The following is a 19240-nucleotide window of genomic DNA, read 5'->3' as shown; positions in this document are numbered from 1 at the left end:
GAAAAGATCATGCTCCAAATAGAGTCAGACCAGGATGCGTCCTGGTCTAGCGGCTTTAGAGACGTCATGCCGTCCCTGCCCTGTCGGCAGCTTTCCCTCACCCGCTCCGGCTGTCAAGTTGGAGCCAGACACGCGAAACTAGAACAAAACGTAGACAGTTCTGGTCTTTCGCTCCCGAATCACTACATTCGGGGGAGATGTCGGGCTTTTCCGAGGACATGCCTTTTTTCGATGAACCGAATGCGCGGCCCGCGGCCCCGTCCGGCATAGCTGCGCGTGCCATGGCGGCGCGCAGCGGCCAGCACAGCGCGCCCGATTATCTGAAGGGCCTGAACCCGGAGCAGCGGCTCGCCGTCGAAACCACCGAAGGCCCGGTTCTGGTGCTGGCCGGCGCCGGCACCGGCAAGACGCGGGTGCTCACCACCCGCATCGCCCACATCCTTGCCACCGGCAGGGCCTTCCCCTCGCAGATTCTCGCCGTCACCTTCACCAACAAGGCCGCGCGCGAGATGAAGCAGCGCATCGGCATCCTGATCGGCGAAGGCAATGTCGAGGGCATGCCGTGGCTGGGCACCTTCCACTCGATCGGCGTCAAGCTGCTTCGCCGCCACGCCGAGCTTGCCGGGCTGAAGTCGGATTTCACCATCCTCGACACCGACGACGTGGTGCGGCTGATCAAGCAGCTGATCCAGGCCGAAGGGCTGGACGACAAGCGCTGGCCGGCCAAGACCTTCGCCCAGATGATCGACAGTTGGAAGAACAAGGGCCTCGGGCCTGACGAGATTGCCGAGGGCGACGCGCGCAGCTTCGGCAACGGCAAGGGCCGCCAGCTCTACAAGGCCTATCAGGAACGGCTGCAGACGCTGAATTCCTGCGATTTCGGCGACCTGCTCTGTCATCCCATCCGCATCTTCCGCGCCTACCCGGACGTGCTGAAGGAATACCACAAGCGCTTCAAATACATACTGGTCGACGAGTACCAGGACACCAACACCGCGCAGTACATGTGGCTGCGGCTCTTGGCGCAGCGGCCTGGAGGCAAGCCGATCTCCCCCCTTGAGGGGGAGATGTCCGGCAGGACAGAGGGGGGCGCCTCGCGCCGACAGGCCGGTGGGGCACCACCCCCCTCTGTCGGCTCCGCCGACATCTCCCCCTCAAGGGGGGAGATTGGGCGCTCTTCAGCCGAAACCCGCGCCGCCGTAAACATCTGCTGCGTCGGCGACGACGACCAGTCGATCTATGGCTGGCGCGGCGCCGAGGTCGACAACATCCTGCGCTTCGACAAGGATTTCCCGGGCGCCACCATCATCCGCCTGGAGCGCAATTACCGCTCCACCGCGCATATTCTCGGCGCCGCCTCCCACCTTATCGCCCACAATGAAGGCCGCTTCGGCAAGACCCTGTTCACCGACCGCAACGACCCCGAGGATGACAAGGTGCATGTCCATGCCGCCTGGGACTCGGAGGAAGAAGCGCGCGCCATCGGCGACGTCATCGAGGCCTATCAGCGCCCCGATAAACAAGGGAATCGGCACAATCTAACCGACATGGCGATCCTGGTCCGCGCCTCCTTCCAGATGCGCGCCTTCGAAGACCGCTTCATCACCCTGGGCCTGAATTACCGCGTCATCGGCGGCCCGCGCTTCTACGAGCGCCTGGAAATCCGCGACGCGCTGGCCTTCTTCCGCGTCGTCGCCAACAGCGGCGACGATCTTGCCTTCGAGCGCATCGTCAACACCCCGAAGCGCGGCCTCGGCGAAGCCACCATCCGCCAGATCCACGACACGGCGCGCGCCATGCGCATCCCGATGCTGGAGGCGGCCGCCACGCTCGCCGAAAGCGACGAACTGAAACCCAAGCCGCGCGCCGCCTTGCGCGAGGTCGCCGCCAATTTCGAACGCTGGCAGAAGGCGCTGGAAACCACACCGCATACCGAGCTCGCCGAGACCATCCTGGAAGAGAGCGGCTATACCGACATGTGGAAGAACGACCGCTCTGCCGAAGCGCCGGGACGGTTGGAAAACCTCAAGGAATTGATTCGCTCGATGGAGGAGTACGAGTCGCTGCGCTCCTTCCTCGAGCATGTGGCGCTGGTCATGGATGCCGAGCAGAATGCCGGGCAAGACGCCGTCTCGATCATGACGCTGCATTCCGCCAAGGGCCTCGAATTCGAAACCGTTTTTCTCCCCGGCTGGGAGGAAGGTCTCTTTCCTCATCAGCGCGCGCTCGACGAAGGCGGCCGCTCCGGGCTGGAGGAAGAGCGGCGGCTCGCCTATGTCGGCCTGACGCGGGCGAAAAAGAACCTGCACATCTGGTTCGTCTCCAACCGCCAGATCCACGGATTGTGGCAATCGACGATCCCGTCGCGTTTCCTCGACGAACTGCCGGAAACCCATGTCGAAGTCGCCGATAGCGGCAATAGCTACGGCGGCTACGGCAATCCCTATGGCGGCGGCGCTTTTGCATCAGGACGCGGTGGCGGCCGCCAGAACCCGTATGGCACCTCGCGCTTCGACAATATCGGCGCCAAGGACCAGGGCAGCTTCTCCAGCACCTATGCGACGCCTGGCTGGCAACGCGCGCAGGCCAACCGCACCGAGGCGACCGACCGCAACTGGGGCACGCGCTCCGGCCACCAGGTCGAGCGCATTGGCTATGGCGAGACTGACAGCGGCTATGGCGCCGGCCGCACCTCGGTCAAGGGCCGCACCATCGACGGCGAACTGGTCGCCAAATCCGTCGCCGACACGCCGTCCGCCTTCAACGTCGGCGACCGCGTCTTCCACCAGAAATTCGGCAACGGCAACATCTCGGCCATCGAAGGCAACAAGCTCACCATCGACTTCGACAAGGCCGGCCAGAAACGCGTGCTGGACGGGTTTGTCACCGGCGTTTGAGCAGTCCCTTACCGATACCGCGCCTGGTTCCATTTGTGGCCGAGCAGCGACAGGATGATGATCAGCCCGTTGAAGAACTGCACGTAGAAGCCGCTGAGGCCCGCCGCGACGACGCCGGTCTGGATGAACGACACCGTGACCGCGCCGATGGCGCCGCCGGCTACCGTGCCGATGCCGCCCCAGGTCGGGGTGCCGCCGACGAACACCGAGGCCAGCACCGGCAGCAGGTAGCCGTCGCCGGCCGTCGGCCACCAGGTGAAGTTGATCATCACCGAGAATGTGCCGGCGATCGCGGCCCCGATGCCGACGAAGACGAACACTTTCACCCGCACCCATTTGACGTCGATGCCCATCTGCTTGGCGCTGTCGGGATTGTCGCCGACCACCTTGACCTGCGCGCCAAAGCGGTGGCGGTTGTAGAGCATCGCCGACAGCACCACGAAGGCGATGGCCCAGAATATCTGCACCGGGATGCCGTAGACCTGGCTGGAGAAGATCTTGTAGGCCGAGCTGTCGGCAAGGCCGGTCAGCGCCATCGACCTGCCCTCATTGATGATCTGGATCAGGCCGCGCAGCAGGAAATTCATGCCGAGCGTGGCGATCAGCGACGACAGCCCGCCATAGACGACCAGCGACCCGACGAGGAAGCCGAGCAGCACGCCGGTGACCAGTGCCGCGGCAATGCCGAGGAACGGATCGTAGCCAGCCTGCACCACCAGCGCGAACACCCAGGAAGCAAAACCCATCGTCGCCGGAAACGACAGGTCGATCTCGCCGCAGGTGACGACGAAGACCAGCGGTACCACCACGAAAAGCGCCACCGGCAGCGTCGTCAGCACGGAGCTGTAGAGATACCAGGTGGTGAACACGGTCGGGTTGGCGATCATGAACACCGCCATCATGACGATGAACACGGCGAGCGTGCCGAGCGAGGCACGGTTGTCGATGACGAAGCCGCGCAGCCAGTGATCGGACGGATGCCTCCATTCCTTGCCGACTGTGTCGCCGCTTGAACCGCTGAAAGGGCTTTGCAGATCGGGTTCCATGGCCTTGCTCATCGCGCTCTCTGCTCCGTCTCGCCGCCATCGTGCAGTCCGGGCAGTCCGCCCGGATGCGCCACGTCTTCCATGAAGTTGATGAGCTCCTCCGCCGACTTGACCTCGCTCCGATCAGTGGTCAGCGCCACCTTGCCGCGGTCCAGCACCACAAAACGGTCGGCGATGTCGAAGACATGATGGATGTTGTGGCCGATGAACAGGATCGAGCGGCCGCTCGCCCGCACCTGGCGCACGAAATGGAAGACCTTGGCGGTCTCGGTCAGCGACAGCGCCGTCGTCGGCTCGTCGAGGATGATCAGTTCCGCCTGCTTGTAGATGGCGCGCGCGATCGCCACGCCCTGGCGTTCGCCGCCCGAAAGCTGGCCGACGATCGAATGCGGCGTGAACACCTTCGAGGTGAAGCCGATCTCGCGCATCAGCCGCCTCGCCTCCTCGATCTCCTTGTTGACCTTCAGAAAGCCCATGAAGCCGGTGAGTTCGCGGCCCATGAAGATGTTGCGCACGATGGTCTGCTGCACCGCCAGCGCCCGGTCCTGGAACACCGTCTCGATGCCGGCGTCGCGCGAGCGCGCCGCACTCCATCCGGTCACCGGCTGGCCGCGCACCAGAATGTCGCCGCTGGTCGGCCTGACGACGCCCGACAGGATCTTGATCAGCGTCGATTTGCCGGCGCCATTGTCACCGATCAGGCCGACTACCTCGCCGCGGTCGACGCTGAGATCGACCCCGCCCAGCGCATAGACCTGGCCATAGGACTTCTTGATGTCGCGCAGTTCGATGATGCGTTCGGCCATCGGATCCTCGCTTGATTGTCGCTTGCCGGCCCTTTCCGGCGGTCCTGCCGGCCGGGTTAGCCCGGCCGGCAGCCTTGGGAGGTCAGCGCAGCGCCTGCTTGGCGAGCTCTGAGACGATCTCGTAGTTCTGCGGCGTGACGAAGCCGGCGCCGGTGTCGACATTCATCGGCGCCAGACCCAGCACCACTTGCTGGCAGAGGCTGAGGATCGGCAGATAGCCCTGCATGAACGGCTGCTGGTCGGCCGTCAGCTGCACCCAGCCGCCCTTGAAGGCCTCGACGATCTGCGGGCTGGTGTCGAAGCCGAAATTGAAGATATCGCCGGGCTTCCTGCCCGCCGACTGCATATAGGTCGGCACGTTGCCGAGCATCTGTCCGCCGGGATAGCCGACCGCCTTGACGCCGGGATTGTTGAGGAGTGCCGCGGTGATCACCGGGATCGCCAAATTCGGATCGGCAGCCCACTCGGTCGCGGAATTGATTTGAACGACATCGATGCCGGCCTCTTTCAAGGCGGCGACTGTCCCACGCTCGCGTGCGCCGCGACTCTCATTCTCGAACGGGCCGATCATGATCGCCTTGTCGCCGGCTTTCAGCCCGGCCAGCTTGAACGCCTCGGCGCCGAGCGCGCGTCCCTGCTGTTCCTGCTGGGCGCCGACATAGCCGCCGCCGAACGCCGCCGTCACCGTCGGCACCGGTACGTTCTGGTACATCATCTTGACGCCGTCCTTGTGCGCCTGTTCGGCCAGCGGCATGATCGCCGCGTCACCGGGATGGCCCATCATGGCAATGCCTTGCGGCTTGACCGCGACCGCCTCGCGCAATTGCTGCACCATCTTTTCGACGTCCCAGCCCGAGAAGATGTAGTCGACCTTCGGGCCGAGATCTGCCGCCGCCTGCTTGGCTCCATTGTAGACGATGGTGCCGAAGGCGTCGCCCTCGGCGCCGCCGACGAAGAAGCGGATGTGGACGTCCTTGCACCATTGCGCGTCGAGCGCGTGGGCAGGCAGTGTCGAGATGGCGGCGGCGAGCGCCGTGGTGGCAGCCACGACGGCCGTGCGCAGAAGTGTCGTTCTCTTGGCGATGCTCATGCAAGTTCCTCCCTTTTTTGTCCTCGCAAGCGCGAGGGTTTCGACATTTGCTTCGGCAATGCGCCGCACTTGGCTGGCCGGCTCCTCCCGCCGGCTTTTCCTCACATCGGGTTCGGCAGGTAGCTGGCCCCTCCCCGGCATTGCTTGAGATACTCCAGCGCCCGCGCCTGACCGGTGATCTCCAGATCGCCGCGATAGACTGGGTCGTGCCAGCCTTCGATGTCGATGGCGCCCTTGTAGCCGGCCAGCCGCAACTCGCTGATCACTCGCGCCCAATCGCTGTCGCCGAAGCCTGGCGTGCGCATCTGCACGAACGGCAGCCGCCCGAACACGCCATGCTCGCGGATCACGTCCCAGCGCACCGTCGCGTCCTTGCCATGGACGTGGAAAATGCGCGGCGCCCATTTGCGGATCTGCGGGATCGGGTCGATCAGATAGACGAGCTGGTGGCAGGGTTCCCATTCCAGGCCGAGATTGTCGTCCGGCAATTCGTTGAACATCAGCTCCCACGCGTCCGGGTTGTGGGCGATGTTCCAATCGCCGCCGGTCCAGTTGCCGTCCATGGCGCAATTCTCGAAGGCGATGCGCACGCCCTTGTCGGCGGCGCGTTTTGCCAGCGGGCCCCAGACCTCGCGGAAGCGCGGCAGGCTGTCGGTCAGCTTCTTGCCGCGGACGCGCCCGGTGAAGCCGCTGATCATGGAAGTGCCGAACAGATGCGCATTGTCGATCGCCGTCTCCCAGGCCGCGAGCACCTCGCGATCGACCTCGCCGCTTTCCAGCGGATTGCCGAACACTCCAATCGAGGAAACCACGACATCTGCATCGCCGATCGCCTCGCGGATCTCGCCGGCAAGGCGTGCAAGATCCTTGCCGCCCAGCGTCTGCCAGAAGAAGGGCTGGATGCTCTCGAAGCCGAGCGGCAGGATCTGCCTGATATAGGCTGCCGGGTCGTCGAGATTGGCCCGCACCATGGTGCCGATCCTGATGTCGAGAAGCGGGTTTGGCATCATTGCGTTTCCTGTGCGATGGCCACGCGGCGGCCGGTCTCGGCGCTTTCGATCGCGCCGAAGACCATGGCCAGGCTTTTGATGTTGTCGGCGCCGCGCGTCTCGGGCTCGGTCCCGGTTTCGATCGCGTGCATGAAATCCTTGATGATGCCGAGATGGCCGTCGACCCGATCGGCGGGATCGAGCGGCGGAACCTCGATCGCCCGGGTATTGTCGATCAGGCCGTCGCGGCCCGGCGCCACCACCTCCGCCTTCAGCATGTCATGGCCATCCCAAATCAGGCTGCCGCGCTCGGCGACGATGCGCCAGCTGCCTTCCCAGCTGGTGCGGAAGCCATCGGCGCACCAGGAGCCGGCATAGGTGAAGACCTTGCCGCCACCGAAGTCGAACATCGCGCTGGCCGACGACCCCTGCCGGTACCAGGAATTGGCCGGCTCCCATTCCTGGCAATAGACGCTGGCCGGCTCGCCGCCGACCATGAAGCGGGCGGCGTCGAAGGTGTGGATCGCCATGTCGAGCAACAGCACATGGGCCATCTCCTCGCGAAAGCCGCCGAAATGCGGCGCGACGAAGAAGTCGGCATGGATGCTGGTCGGCTTGCCAATGACACCGGTGTCCAGAAACCGACGGATACGCCTGACATTGTCGACATAGCGGCGGTTCTGGACGACGGCATGGACGCGTCCGGCGCGACGGGCCGCCTCGATGATCGCGCGGGCATTTCGCGGACTGTCGGCGAGCGGCTTCTCGGTCAGGAGATGGCAATTATGGGCGAACGCGGAAAAGGCGACTTCGCGCCGGGCCGCCGGGACCACGACGTCGAACACGGCATCCGGCTTTGTCTGGTCGAGAACGGCGTCAAGGCTGGTGCCGACGACGGCCCTGGCGAGTTCATACTCGCGCGCCCTCGCCTGCGCTCGCTCGGCATCGAGGTCGACAAGGCCGACAACGTCGAGCCCGTCGATTTGCCTTGCGGCGTCGAGCCAACGCTTGCTCATGGCTCCGCAGCCGACCAAGACGGCCTTCATCATCCAGCATTCCTCCCGTTCGGCCCCTCCAGGCCGAATGCCACGGCATTCACGGCATCACCGTAAACGTTTTTCCGTAAACGTTTACGAGAACACACCCGAAGACGTAGAATGTCAATCGGCTGCTTTCGAAAAATCGTCCCGAAGCCTTGGCGTCAGCGGCAGCCGGTGCTAGCCAAGGCAGGGGGAGAACCGTCCTTGGCATCCAGCATCCACGACCTTGCGCGTCACCTGAACATCTCGATCGGCACCGTGTCGCGCGCGCTGAACGGCCGTGCCGACGTCAATGCCGATACGCGCCAGCGCGTTCTCGATGCGGCCAAAAGGCTGAACTATTCACCCAACCAGTCCGGTCGCGCCCTCAGGCAAGGCGCCACCCATTCGATCGCCTTCATGCTGCAGCCGCATCCGGGCGACCAGCAATATGGCGAGCCGTTCTTCATCCCGTTCCTGATCGGACTGCAGGCGAAGCTCGCCGAGCATGGCCTCGATCTGATGGTCGTCATGGGTGAGCCCGGCCAATATCAGCAGGAGCGGTTGCGCCGCGTGGTTGAGACGCGCTTGGTCGATGCGGTCGTGTTGGCCAATACACGAAGGGAAGACGATCGCATTGATTATCTCAGCAAGGCCGGCTTTCCCTTCGCCACGCTTGGCCGAAGTCAGTCCGGTGGCGACACCTATCCTTCTCTCGATATCGATTTCGAGAGGGCGGGTGATGAAGCTGTCGACCGCCTAGTGGCGCGCGGACACCGGCGCATTGCCGCCATCCGCCCTTCACTTGATCTCAACTTCGGCTACCTGTTTCTCGACGGCTACCGCAAGGCGCTGAAGCGGCACGGCATCGAGGTCGACCCCGACCTGATCGCCGACGGCTTCATCAACGAGGCTGGCGGCTACCAGGTGACGCCGCAAGTCATGCGCTCCAAAGACCCACCGACGGCCATCATCTTCAACAATGACGCGATGGCGCTTGGCGGCTGCAAGGCGCTGGCCGAGATGGGAATCAAGCCGGGCCATGACATGGCCGTAATCGTCATCGTCGACACACCGCTCTGTCGCTACTTCTCGCCGACGCTGACTGCCTTCCGTCCGGCACTGGAGGCTATGGGCCGGCGGCTGGCGGAAATGCTGCTGGCCTCGCTGCCTGCCTTCGCCGGCCCCGAAGGGCCGCGCATCATCCGCGAGGTCTGGCCGCTGGAACTGGTCGCAAGAGAGAGCGATTGAGGCGCCCTTTCCTTCTCCCCTTGCGGGAGAAGGTGGCCGCGTAGCGGCCGGATGAGGGGTGCTCCAGGGAACGCCAACGTCTCACTCCGCTGGAACACCCCTCATCCGTCTCGGCGCTGACGCGCCGATCCACCTTCTCCCGCAAGGGGAGAAGGAAGAGGCGCCTCCTGTCACGCAAGTATCATGTTGGCGTCCTAGACCCGCTGGGCAGAAAGGCACCGGCGTTCGATGTGACGCCCGTTCCTTCATGCTCGTCAAGAAGGGGATATCCATGAAGCATCTCAACCGAACCGTCGCGCTCGTCGCGGCGCTTGCCCTGTTCACCGCTCTTAGCCCGGCGCTCGCCGACGGCGTCGCCTATGTCAACAAGGGCCTTGTCGGCGTCGGCCGCATCCCGGCCAGCCAGAAGGACAGGTTCGGCGAGACGTTCGGTTCGGGTTCCGGCATGGCGATCGACGCCAAGTCGTGGGCCCGCGACGGCGCCGGCTACAAGGGCTCGCTCTGGCTGCTGCCGGATCGCGGCTACAATGTCGCCGGCACGACCGATTATCGCGCTCGCATCAACACCATCGCGATCGAGCTGACCCCGACCGCGCCGGGCGCGACGCCCGCCGCCGGTCAGGAACAGACCGGCGTCAAGGCGACCCTTGCCGACTCCATGCTGCTCACCGACGACAAGGGAGCGGAAACCACCGGCCTTGATCCGCTGAATGGTGTGCGCCCGGCCGCCAGCGACATGCCGATCCTGCCGCAGGCCGACAATGGCAAGCTGGCGCTCGACGATGAAGCCATCGTGCGGCTGCCCGACGGCACCATGTTCATTTCCGACGAATATGGCCCGAACATCTACCGCTTCTCGGCCGAAGGCCGCCTGATGTCGGCGACGCAGCCGCCTGCTGCGCTGGTGCCGATGCGTCACGGCAAGCCGAACTTCGCTTCCGACAATCCGGGTCCGGGCGCTGCCGAGCCCAACCCGAAGGATCCCGAGACCGGGCGCCAGAACAACCAGGGCCTCGAAGGCATGTCGATGACCCCGGACGGCAAGTTCCTGATCGCCGTGCTGCAATCGGCCGCCCGCCAGGATGGCGGCGATTCCGGCTCGACGCGCCAGAACACCCGCGCGCTGGTTTATGACGCCTCCGACCTCGCTCATCTCAAGCTGGCGCACGAGTATGTCGTGCCGCTGCCGGTGTTCAAGGACTCCAAGGGCAAGACCAAGGTGGCGGCGCAGAGCGAGATCGTTGCGCTCTCCGACAAGAATTTTCTGCTGCTGGCGCGCGACAGCGGCAACGGCCAGGGGGTCAAGGGCGACGAATCGCTCTACCGCAAGATCGGGATCGTCGACCTGTCCGGCGCTACCGACATCGCCAACGGTCCGTTCGATGCCGCCGACAAGCCGGTCGCGCCGAAGGGCGTGGTCGACGCCTCGGTGACGCCCGCCAAGCTGACGCCGTTCATCGACATCAACGACAAGGGCGAGCTCGGCCGCTTCGGCCTGCACAATGGCGCGCCGAACGACAAAGATAACCTTTCGGAGAAGTGGGAAGCGATGTCGCTGGCTCCGGTGCTCGACCCGAAGCTGCCCGACGACTATTTCCTGTTCGTCGCCAACGACAACGATTTTCTTACCCAGGATGGCTTCCAGATCGGCGCGCCCTACAAGGCCGAGGATGGCGCCGATGTCGACACCATCTTCCTGGTCTATCAAGTCACCCTGCCCGGCCTTTCTGGAAACACCACCCAGTAATAGGTTGCAGACAGCTGCGGCTGCAGCAGACCCAAGCATAAGGGATGCATGAGCATCAGGCCTGCGATAGCATCGCGGGCCTGATTCAATTTCGGTGCCTGCCATGGATGACAAAAAGCCCGCCCGCCAGCGCGTCGGCGACCTGACCAGCGGTCCGATCCCGCGCACGCTGCTTTTGTTCGCGCTGCCGGTTCTGGGCTCCAACGTGCTGCAGTCGCTCAACGGCTCGATCAATTCCGTCTGGGTCGGCCGCTTCCTCGGCGAGGCGGCGCTGACCGCCACCTCCAACGCCAATCTCGTGCTGTTCCTCATCCTCGGCACGGTCTTCGGCATCGGCATGGCGGCGACCATCCTGGTCGCGCAATCAGTCGGCGCGCGCGACCTGCCGGAGGCAAAGCGCATCGTCGGCACCAGCGCCACCTTCTTCTTCCTGGTCTCGGTGGTGTTCGCGGTCTGCGGCTGGGTCTGGGTCGACGCCATCCTGACCGGGCTCGGCACGCCGGCGGATGCCCTGCCGCTGGCGCGCGCCTATCTGCGCATCATCTTCGTCGCCGTGCCGATGATGAACCTTTTGTCCTTCGTCATGACGGTGCTGCGCGGCGCCGGCGATTCGCGAACGCCGTTTGTCTTCATGGCGCTGGCTGTCGTTCTCGACGTCGTGCTCAATCCGCTGCTCATCCGCGGCATCGGTCCCTTCCCCGCGCTTGGCATCGCCGGCTCGGCCACCTCGACATTGATCGGCCAGACGGTGAGCGTGATCGCCATCCTGATCGTGCTCTATGCGCGCAAACATCCGCTCAGGCTGGCGGGCGCCGACCTCGCCTTGCTGCGGCCCGATCCCGCGCTGCTGCGCATAGTCGTCTTCAAGGGTATTCCGATGGGCCTGCAGATGATCGTCATCTCGGCCGCCGCGTTGACGGTGATGGGCATCGTCAATTCCTACGGCTCGCAGGTCGCCGCCGCCTACGGCATCGCGGCGCAGCTCTGGACCTATATCCAGATGCCCGCCTTGGCCATCGGCGCCGCCGTCTCCTCGATGGCGGCGCAAAATGTCGGCGCCGGGCGCTGGGATCGCATCGGCAAGGTCGCGGCCTCGGGCGTCGGCTTCAACCTGGTGCTGACCGGCGCGCTGGTGGCCCTGCTTTTCGTCTTCGACCGTGCCGTGCTCAGCCTTTTCCTCATCGGCGACAGCACCGCGATCGACATCGCCGCCCACATCAACAAGGTGGCGTCCTGGTCGTTCATCCTGTTCGGCATCACCATCGTTTTGTTCGCCACCGTGCGCGCCACCGGCGCCGTCATGCCGCCGCTGATCATCCTGATTATCTCGGTGCTGATCGTGCGCACCGGCTTTGCCTATTCCATGCGGAGCGTCATCGGCCAGGAAGCGCTGTGGTGGAGCTTTCCGGCCGGCTCGATTGCTTCGCTGGTGCTGGCCGCCGCCTACTACCGCTTCGGCCGCTGGCGCACGATGCATATGATCGAGGACCGGCCGGCCGCGGGCGAGCCGCCGGACACCGGCCTCGGCATACCGCGCCAGCGCGCGCAACTCCTGCCGGAGACACCGAACAGTTGAGTCCTATCGCGCATATTTGGCGCCGAAGCCGAGCGCCACGAGCGAGAAGACGATGATCATGCCGGCAAAAGCCAGGCTCGCCGTCGTTGCATTCGCCAGGCTCGACAGGACGCCGATGCCGATTACCGGCAGCGCGTTGCCGCAGAAGCAGCAGATGAAGAAGGCCGACACCACTTCGGCGCGGCGGTCGGCCGGCGCGATCTGGTTCACCACTTGCAGGCCGCCTCGATAGCCGAGCGCCGCCGCCACGCCGCAGACCGCCGTCGCGGCGATCATCACGGCCATCGAGGCGTAGACCTGCGCCGCCACGATCAGCGCCACGGTCGGGATCATCAGAACCAGCGCGGCGAGCATGGTGGCGCGGCTGGACAGGCGCGCAGTGGCCAGGATCGTTGCCGCCGCCACGATCGACAATTCGAAGAACAGACCGCCGGCCTCGGCGTGATTGGTCGCGTGCAATTGCTGCGCCAGGATGCTCGGCGCCAGCGCCGCATAAAAACCGACCAGCGCCATGGCGCCGAAGCCCGTCACCGCCGGCGCGACGAATTGCGCCCGGATTTTGTCGGGCACGGAAAGCCGCGGCCGCATCGAGACGTCGGACAACCGTCCGGGCCTGGTGACCGTCTCCTGCGTGCGCCAGATCAGCAGCGTGACCAGTACCAGCAGAGCGAGGTAGACGGCGAATGTCAGCCTGAGCGGCCAGGGCGCGTATTCGGCAAGCAGTCCCGATATCAGAGCGCCGAGGCCAAGACCGACGAAGTTGGTGCTGGTGGCGATGACAGCGGCGCGCGACTTGTCCTTGCCCTCGATCAGTTCGGCGAGCCAGGCGGTGCCGGTTCCCGCGCCGATCCCGATGCCGAGCCCGCTCAAGATGCGGGCGATGTCGAGCCAGGCCAGGTTTTCGGCGAAGAGGAAAAACAACGCGCTGACCACTGCGACGGCCATCGCCGCCATAGCCGCTGGACGGCGGCCGATGGCATCCGACAGCCGGCCGAAAAACAGCAGCGCCGTCAGATTGCCGACCACGTAGACTGCATAGACCAGCGTCAGCGTGATCTGCGAGAAGCCGAAGGCCTGCTTGTAGATCACGTAAAGCGGCGTCAGCGCGGTGCTGCCTGCAAAAAGCGTTGCGATCATGGCGGCGACGGCAGCCATCGCGGCGCCACCGCCGAGCTCATTGTCGCGCGTCATGGTTTGAGCGTAGCTGGTCATCATCACCTCCAGCGTTGCGAGCCCAACGCCCATGTAATGACCGATGTTGCGCTTGCCAAACGCGCTCCTGACAATGCTGGCAGGATGGTCAGGCGCGCCGTCCTCCCGTAACGTTCGTCAATCAACGAGGAAGGAATCATGGGCAAGGGACGGGTCGAGGCATTCACCGATGGCGTCGTCGCCATCATCATCACCATAATGGTGCTGGAGCTGAAAGTGCCGCACGGCGAGGATTTCTCAGCGCTTTTGCCGCTGTGGCCGATCTTCCTCAGCTATGTGCTGTCGTTCATCTATGTCGGCATCTACTGGAACAATCTGCACAACATGTTCCACACCGTGCAGCGCGTCGACGGACGCGTGCTGTGGGCAAACTTGCACTTGCTGTTCTGGCTGTCGCTGATGCCGGCGACGACCGCCTTCATGGGCGAGAACCATTTCGCACCAGTGCCCGTCGCCGTTTATGGCGTCGGCCTCGCGCTCTGCGCGTTTGCCTACTACGTTCTCGTCGTCGAGCTGCGCCATCTGCATGGCGCGGACACAACCTTTGCCAAGGCAGTGGGCCGTGACCGCAAAGGCAAGATCTCGCTGGCGATCTATATCGCAGGCGTGCTGCTCACTTTCGTCAGCCAGTGGATCGGCGTCGCGCTCTATGTGGCTGTGGCGATGATATGGTTCGTGCCGGACAAGCGCTTCGAACGGCTCATCGAAAAGTAGCGGTTCTTACTTCCGCATCGCCTTCAGCTTCTCGGCCACCGAGGCGGCAAGGTCGGCATAGCGCTCTTCAAGCCGCTCTGCCGCCTTGATGATCGAAAAATCATGGCCGAACTTCTCCAGCGCAAGCCGCAGCTTCTCGGCGAAGTCCGCCTGCTTCTCCAGCGCGGCAAACAGCGTTTTCACCTGCGCCTCGCTGATATCGGGATTGGCAAGCATCTTCGGCACCTCGCGGCCCATCTCGTCGCCGTTGATGGTCTGTTCCTTCAGGATTTCGATCCAGTCGGTCAAATGCCGAACTCCTTTTTCAGGATAACATGCGCGGGGCACGCCATCGCGGTCAACCCGTTGCGGCCATCGCGGTCAACCCGCTGGGACGAACCGGCCTTGCCTCGGCGGCGCCCGGCGTTAAGTTCGGCGCGACCGAACAAGGATCGAAGATTATGACCAGCGACGCCCAAATCCAGACCGCCCTGCCCGCTTTCGCCTCCGGCAATGTCGCCGTCATCACCGGCGGCGCCAGCGGTATCGGCCTTGCCGCCGCAAAACGGTTCGCGGCGATGGGCATGAAGACGGTGCTGGCCGATATGGGCGGTGTGCGCCTCGACCAGGCAAAGCAGGCCGTAGCGGCAATCGGCGGAGACGATGCCGTGCTTCCAATTCCCACCGACGTCTCCAAACCCGACGAGGTCGACCGGCTGGCCGACCTCGCTCACGGCACCTTCGGCGCGGTGTCGGTGCTGATGAACAATGCCGGCGTCGGCAACAATCCGGGCAAACCGTGGGAGAACCGCGACGCCTGGAAGCGGCTGCTCGACGTCAATTTCTGGGGTGTCGTGCACGGCGTCGAGGCCTTCGCGCCGCGCATGCTCGCCGCCGGGAAGCCGGGCCTGATCATCAACACCGGATCCAAGCAGGGCATCACCACGCCGCCCGGCAATCTCGCCTACAACGTCTCCAAGGCCGGCGTGAAGACGTTTACCGAAGGGCTGGCGCATGCGCTGCGCAACGAGCCGGGAGCAAAGCTGTCGGCGCATTTGCTCATCCCCGGCTTCACCTATACCGGCCTGACCGAAGGGGCGACGGAAAAACCCACCGGCGCCTGGACCGGCGAGCAGGTGATCGACTTCATGCTGACATCGCTGATGGACGACGACTTCTATATCCTGTGCCCCGACAACGAGGTCGCACGACCGACCGATGAAAAGCGCATGGCCTGGGCGATCGGCGACATCATCCAGAACCGTCCTGCCTTGTCGCGCTGGCATCCCGATCACGAGGACGCGTTCGCGGCCTTTATGAACCGCTAGAGAACCCCATGCGAGTCGAAAGCCGGCTCTTATTGCGCCAAGCTTCAGTTCGCAAAGGTCGTGCCCGAACGACAAGTCGTGCCGAACGACAGACTATGCTCAAGCCGCGTGTTTTTTGGAGGAGTGCTTTTGCCCGGCCTTCTTGACGGCCGCCGCGGCGACCTCCCGGTCATGCCGTTTTGCGGCCCTTTCGCATTTTTCGCGGATCTCCTGGACCTCGGATTCGGTCAGGTGTTCGATGCCAATGAAGGTGTTGTGCGCGCGGCTGACCCTGATCAGCTCGTCGAGCTTGGCCTGGATCGCCGCGCCGTCCCGATTCTGCGTGTTCTGGATCAGGAACACCATCAGGAAGGTGATGATGGTGGTGCCGGTATTGATGACGAGTTGCCAGGTATCCGAAAACCCGAAGATCGGACCAGTCACTGCCCATGCAACCACGATCAGCACGCAGATGGCAAAGGTCGACGGCAGGCCCGCCAGATGCGCCACCTGATTGGCTATCCTGGTAAAAATCCTCTCGATCATTCAAATCCTCGAAAACATGGATGGGCAGGCGCTTGCGAAGAAACAAGCTGCCGCCGTCTCTGGTTCCAAAGGCTTGAATTTTCAAGCATGCACGCGGCCGCAATCGAATACACGCAGAAAGCGCAGGCGCATGAAAAAACACCTTATCCGTTGTTTGCGATAGTGCCGGTGCAGGCCAAAAGCCTGTTCCTTCCGCTTCACGGCGGTTTACCTCCAGCCCCTTCCGCTGCGCCACCCCCGCATGGCGGAAGGGGCAACTATCCCCCCACGGCGGAGCGTAGCATCCAGGTAGCGCCTCAGCGCCAGACGGCGTTCCGCCGCTGGTTTGCCTCAGCAGGCATCATTTTCCCAGCGATCGAGGAAGGCCTCGATCGGCATGGCTTGCATGTCGGGGATTGCGTCGGCCAGTTTCTCGGGCGCCCAGTCCCACCAGGCGAGGGTCTCGATGCGCGCCGCAACAGCGGCTGAGAACCGCCGGCGCAGCGGCTTTGCGGGCACGCCGGCGACGATCGTGTAGGCTGGAACGTCCTGCGTCACGACGGCATTGGCGCCGATCACGGCACCGTTGCCGATCGCGACGCCCGGCATGATGACCGCGCCATGGCCGATCCAGACATCGTGGCCGATGCTGACCGATTTCTCCTGCCGCCGCGAGCGGAATGCCGTGTCGACGCCCAGCCAGCGGAAATACTCGTTCGGCCGGTAGCTGACCTTGTGCTGCGTCAGCCGCTCGATTGGATGCTCGAGAGCGTTGATGCGGCTGTTGGCGGCGATCGAGCAGAACTTACCGATCGTCGTGTAGATCGCTTCGCAATGACGTTCGAAATAGGAGAAGTCGCCGACCGTCACCTCGCGCAGGATCACCCGCTCGCCGATCGAGGCGTAGCGCCCGAGCTTGCACGCCTTCAGCTCCGCGGTCGGATGGATGCGCGGCTCGGGGTCCTTGAGAACGAGGTTTTCAGGGCGGTCCATGGCGCGGCTTTACGCCCGGGCGATCGGTCCCGCAAGCGGGACTGCTCAAAGCATGTCCCCCGAAGGTGGGAACCGGTTTCGGGACAAGGACATGCGCAAAATCAAAAACTAATGCATGTCGCCCAGAAGTGCGCAGCGGTTCTGGGACAACGACATGCATCAAGACAAAGCGCATGGAGCGAATCTGAAAGATCGCGACGCGCTTTAGGCCTATTGCGGCTTGCCCTTCGTCCACACCACGCTCTGGCCGAAGAGCGGCACGGTCGTGACCGACATCTTGGCCGAGCCGTTCTGCACCTGGCGCGAATGCGACAGATAGATCAGCGTCTCGTTCTTCTTGTCGTAGATGCGGTTCACCACCTGCTTCTTCCAGATCAGGCTGAGGCCCTGCTTGAACACTTCCTCGCCGCCCTCGCTCATGTCGATGTCGCCGATGCTGATCGGCCCGGTCTGGCGGCAGGAGATCGAGGAATCGGAAGGGTCCTCGAACCAGTTGCCCTTGTGCAGCCGGTCGATGATGCTGCGGTCGAAATAGGCGACATGGCAGGTGACGCCGTCGACTTTCGGGTCCTTGATCGCGTCGATCATGATGTCGTTGCCGACCCAGTCGACACCGACTTTACCGACCTCGTCGGCCATGGCTGCCCCGGCGCTGAGGGCAAGACATGCGGCGAATAAGCCGCCGATCAGTTTTCGCAAAGGTTGCCTCCTCGGTTCGCGTTTGCCGATGTCAGGTGGGACAGGATCGTGGCGTTTGCAAGCCGCCCGATGACCGCGAAGAGGCTATGCCTGGCGGAACGCCAGCATCTGCCTGAGCACGTCCGACTTGAAGACAAAGTGCTGGGCGAGCGCGCCGGCAATATGGAGCAGCACCACATAGAGCAGGACGTCCTTGCCGACGACATGCACCAGGCCCGCGCCAGGCACCTGCAGGAACCATGCCGCGGCGCCGGCAAGCGGCACGATGAAGATGAGCGCGTAGATCACCAGATGCGTTATCCTGGCGAGCAGCCGTAGCGCCGGATGCTCCATGCCTGACACCGGCGGGACGCCGCGTGTTGCCCGCAGCCATAGCCGCCAGGCGGCAAGCACCAGCACCGCGAGGCCGAGCACGACATGCATATAGGCCAGCGGCCAGTCGCCGGCGGCAGCTTCCTGCCCGCGGCGCAGCGCCCGCCACACATGCTCCATGCCGTCATGGGCGACAAATTGGACCAGGATAAGCGCCGCGATGCTCCAATGCAGCCATATCTGCGTCTTCGAATAGGACGATACTGGCGCACCGGCCATCGGCTTGCTCCATCACGAATATCTTATGGAAGATAGCTGGAGGGCGAAGCCGGTCAAATTAAGGATCGGTAAGGACACTATCGACCTGTCCAGCCGATTGCGGCAACGCGACATCTTTGCGCGCGGGGTGCCGACCCGTTAAGACTGTCGCCAACCTGGCTTCTAGCCAAAGCAATCGCGACGGACATTCACAGATGATGCGTTCAATCCTGGTCGGCATTCTCGTCCTGATGGCGGCGGGCATCGGCTGGCTGACATTCGACTGGTACCGCGGCCATTATGGCGGCGAACCCTTCGGCGCGCCCTTCACGCTGGTCGACCAGAAAGGCGCGCCGATCACCGAGGCCGCGTTCAGGGGCCACCCGAGCGTCGTGTTCTTCGGCTTCACCCATTGCCCTGAAGTCTGCCCGACGACCCTGTTCGAACTGGCCGGCTGGCTGAAGACGATGGGCGACAGCGGCAAGAACCTCAACGCCTATTTCGTCACCGTCGATCCGGAGCGCGACACGCCGGAGACGATGAACACCTATGTCAGCAACTTCTCCGACCGTATCACCGGCATCACCGGCGATCCGGACAAGGTGCACGCCATGGCCAAGGCCTTCGGCATCTACTGGAAGAAGGTCGACACCGGCGACGGCGACTACACGATGGACCATACGGCTTCGGTGCTGCTGCTCAATGCCAGGGGCGATTTTGCCGGCACCATCGCCTATGGCGAAAGCGCCGACACCGCGGTCGCCAAGCTGAAGCGGCTGGCAGCCGGTGGTCAAACATGATCCCGAAAAGTGGGAACCGG

Annotated in this window: 18 protein-coding genes; 7 read left to right on the top strand and 11 right to left on the bottom strand. The window is 64.0% G+C overall.

Going from position 1 to position 19240, the window contains the following annotated elements; genetic code table 11:
• Positions 1 to 197: 197 nt before the first annotated feature.
• On the top strand, positions 198 to 2897 hold the full coding sequence (locus YU3_RS0124760; RefSeq protein ID WP_027168750.1) for a UvrD-helicase domain-containing protein: 2700 nt from the start codon (positions 198 to 200) through the stop codon (positions 2895 to 2897).
• A gap of 8 nt (positions 2898 to 2905) precedes the next feature.
• Here YU3_RS0124760 and YU3_RS0124755 read toward each other — a convergent pair whose 3' ends face one another.
• From YU3_RS0124755 to YU3_RS0124735, 5 genes are all read right to left on the bottom strand, one after another.
• Positions 2906 to 3955: an ABC transporter permease gene (locus YU3_RS0124755; RefSeq protein ID WP_027168749.1), complete on the bottom strand. Its 1050-nt coding sequence runs from the start codon at positions 3953 to 3955 to the stop codon at positions 2906 to 2908.
• Positions 3952 to 4749, bottom strand: coding sequence for an ATP-binding cassette domain-containing protein (locus tag YU3_RS0124750; RefSeq protein ID WP_027168748.1), 798 nt, complete (start codon positions 4747 to 4749; stop codon positions 3952 to 3954). The genes YU3_RS0124755 and YU3_RS0124750 overlap by 4 nt, the downstream gene beginning before the upstream one ends.
• Before the next feature lie 82 nt (positions 4750 to 4831).
• Positions 4832 to 5839, bottom strand: coding sequence for a substrate-binding domain-containing protein (locus tag YU3_RS0124745; protein ID WP_027168747.1), 1008 nt, complete (start codon positions 5837 to 5839; stop codon positions 4832 to 4834).
• Positions 5840 to 5940: 101 nt separating this feature from the next.
• A complete protein-coding gene (locus YU3_RS0124740; protein WP_027168746.1) occupies positions 5941 to 6849 on the bottom strand; it encodes a sugar phosphate isomerase/epimerase in 909 nt (302 codons plus the stop codon).
• Positions 6846 to 7877 carry a Gfo/Idh/MocA family oxidoreductase gene (locus YU3_RS0124735; RefSeq protein WP_027168745.1) on the bottom strand — a complete coding sequence of 344 codons (1032 nt, stop codon included), beginning with the start codon at positions 7875 to 7877 and terminating at the stop codon, positions 6846 to 6848. The genes YU3_RS0124740 and YU3_RS0124735 overlap by 4 nt, the downstream gene beginning before the upstream one ends.
• A gap of 195 nt (positions 7878 to 8072) precedes the next feature.
• Between YU3_RS0124735 and YU3_RS0124730 the strand changes: the two genes are divergently transcribed.
• From YU3_RS0124730 to YU3_RS0124720, 3 genes are all read left to right on the top strand, one after another.
• Positions 8073 to 9098, top strand: a complete 1026-nt coding sequence (locus tag YU3_RS0124730; RefSeq protein WP_027168744.1) for a LacI family DNA-binding transcriptional regulator — start codon at positions 8073 to 8075, stop codon at positions 9096 to 9098.
• A gap of 271 nt (positions 9099 to 9369) precedes the next feature.
• On the top strand, positions 9370 to 10845 hold the full coding sequence (locus YU3_RS0124725; protein WP_027168743.1) for an esterase-like activity of phytase family protein: 1476 nt from the start codon (positions 9370 to 9372) through the stop codon (positions 10843 to 10845).
• 103 nt (positions 10846 to 10948) lie between these two features.
• Positions 10949 to 12421, top strand: a complete 1473-nt coding sequence (locus tag YU3_RS0124720; RefSeq protein ID WP_027168742.1) for an MATE family efflux transporter — start codon at positions 10949 to 10951, stop codon at positions 12419 to 12421.
• 3 nt (positions 12422 to 12424) lie between these two features.
• Here YU3_RS0124720 and YU3_RS0124715 read toward each other — a convergent pair whose 3' ends face one another.
• Positions 12425 to 13666 (bottom strand): MFS transporter, encoded by a 1242-nt coding sequence (locus tag YU3_RS0124715; protein WP_245273651.1) that lies wholly within the window; start codon positions 13664 to 13666, stop codon positions 12425 to 12427.
• 105 nt (positions 13667 to 13771) lie between these two features.
• Here YU3_RS0124715 and YU3_RS0124710 point away from each other — a divergent pair, with 105 nt between their 5' ends.
• The gene (locus YU3_RS0124710; protein ID WP_027168740.1) at positions 13772 to 14347 is read left to right on the top strand and encodes a TMEM175 family protein; all 576 of its coding nucleotides are present in this window, start codon (positions 13772 to 13774) and stop codon (positions 14345 to 14347) included.
• Positions 14348 to 14353: 6 nt separating this feature from the next.
• Here the strand turns inward: YU3_RS0124710 and YU3_RS0124705 are convergent, their stop codons facing one another.
• Positions 14354 to 14635 carry a hypothetical protein gene (locus tag YU3_RS0124705; RefSeq protein WP_027168739.1) on the bottom strand — a complete coding sequence of 94 codons (282 nt, stop codon included), beginning with the start codon at positions 14633 to 14635 and terminating at the stop codon, positions 14354 to 14356.
• A gap of 152 nt (positions 14636 to 14787) precedes the next feature.
• Here YU3_RS0124705 and YU3_RS0124700 point away from each other — a divergent pair, with 152 nt between their 5' ends.
• Positions 14788 to 15654 (top strand): SDR family NAD(P)-dependent oxidoreductase, encoded by an 867-nt coding sequence (locus YU3_RS0124700; protein WP_027168738.1) that lies wholly within the window; start codon positions 14788 to 14790, stop codon positions 15652 to 15654.
• Between the two features lie 99 nt (positions 15655 to 15753).
• Here the strand turns inward: YU3_RS0124700 and YU3_RS0124695 are convergent, their stop codons facing one another.
• The 4 genes from YU3_RS0124695 to YU3_RS0124675 form a co-directional block, all read right to left on the bottom strand.
• Positions 15754 to 16179, bottom strand: a complete 426-nt coding sequence (locus tag YU3_RS0124695) for a low affinity iron permease family protein (RefSeq protein ID WP_027168737.1) — start codon at positions 16177 to 16179, stop codon at positions 15754 to 15756.
• A 330-nt stretch (positions 16180 to 16509) separates the two neighbouring features.
• Positions 16510 to 17151 (bottom strand): DapH/DapD/GlmU-related protein, encoded by a 642-nt coding sequence (locus tag YU3_RS0124690; RefSeq protein WP_027168736.1) that lies wholly within the window; start codon positions 17149 to 17151, stop codon positions 16510 to 16512.
• 210 nt (positions 17152 to 17361) lie between these two features.
• Positions 17362 to 17790 (bottom strand): CreA family protein, encoded by a 429-nt coding sequence (locus YU3_RS0124680; RefSeq protein WP_084508285.1) that lies wholly within the window; start codon positions 17788 to 17790, stop codon positions 17362 to 17364.
• Positions 17791 to 17934: 144 nt separating this feature from the next.
• A complete protein-coding gene (locus YU3_RS0124675; RefSeq protein WP_027168734.1) occupies positions 17935 to 18441 on the bottom strand; it encodes a cytochrome b/b6 domain-containing protein in 507 nt (168 codons plus the stop codon).
• Between the two features lie 194 nt (positions 18442 to 18635).
• Here YU3_RS0124675 and YU3_RS0124670 point away from each other — a divergent pair, with 194 nt between their 5' ends.
• Positions 18636 to 19220, top strand: a complete 585-nt coding sequence (locus tag YU3_RS0124670; protein ID WP_027168733.1) for an SCO family protein — start codon at positions 18636 to 18638, stop codon at positions 19218 to 19220.
• Positions 19221 to 19240 lie beyond the last annotated feature (20 nt).

Source organism: Mesorhizobium sp. WSM3224 (assembly GCF_000427725.1).
GTDB lineage: Bacteria > Pseudomonadota > Alphaproteobacteria > Rhizobiales > Rhizobiaceae > Mesorhizobium.
The sequence above is the reverse complement of the archived record's forward strand: the minus strand, read 5'-3'. Positions and strand labels throughout refer to the sequence as shown.